The 232-nt window shown below is 68.5% G+C and carries 1 protein-coding gene; it reads right to left on the reverse strand.

Annotation, left to right across the window (positions count from 1 at the left end):
• Positions 1-232, reverse strand: a 232-nt coding sequence (locus CUZ56_RS15625; RefSeq protein ID WP_148113795.1) for a glycoside hydrolase family 15 protein, incomplete at both ends; no start/stop codon positions are given.

A 232-nucleotide genomic window follows, 5' to 3' on the forward strand; every position in this document is an offset into this window, starting at 1 on the left:
GGCCCAGGTGACTGTACGCCTGGGGATGGTTGCCCAGGGACCGCTCGGCGACCGGGTCGTATTCCTCGCTGAGCAGCCCCGTCGGACCCGCCACGTTCACGAGCTGCGCGAACAGCGCTTCGGCGTCGGACCGTTTACCGATCAGCAGATAGGCCTCCACCAGCCAGGCCGCGCAGAGGTGGAATCCGCCTTCGCCGCCGGGCAGTCCGTCGTCGTGGTGGTACCGGTAGAC

Source organism: Saezia sanguinis (genome assembly GCF_003991585.1).
GTDB classification, from domain to species: domain Bacteria; phylum Pseudomonadota; class Gammaproteobacteria; order Burkholderiales; family Burkholderiaceae_C; genus Saezia; species Saezia sanguinis.